Below are 248 nucleotides of genomic sequence, written 5' to 3'. Positions count from 1 at the left end.
CCGAGCTGCTGGACTACGGCAGCTACTTCGACCACACAACGCTGGACGCTGCCACCAACCTGCGGCGCGACACGGTGCTCGCGCTGGAGAAGCTGGACATCAACGTGGAGTACTCCCACCACGAGGTCGGCAACAGCCAGCACGAGATAGACCTGCGCTACGACTCGGCGCTGGAGATGGCGGACAAGGCCATGACCTGCAAGACGGTCGTGAAGGAGATCGCCCAGCGCCACGGCGTCTACACCACC

At 64.1% G+C, this 248-nt stretch carries 1 protein-coding gene; it reads left to right on the top strand.

Going from position 1 to position 248, the window contains the following annotated elements; all coding sequences use genetic code 11:
- The coding region (locus HKX41_12710) for a glutamine synthetase (protein NNC24996.1) at nt 1-248 on the top strand (248 nt) is incomplete at both ends.

The organism is Salifodinibacter halophilus, from assembly GCA_012999515.1.
Classification (GTDB): Bacteria; Pseudomonadota; Gammaproteobacteria; order Nevskiales; family Salinisphaeraceae; genus Salifodinibacter; species Salifodinibacter halophilus.
The sequence above is the reverse complement of the archived record's forward strand: the minus strand, read 5'-3'. Positions and strand labels throughout refer to the sequence as shown.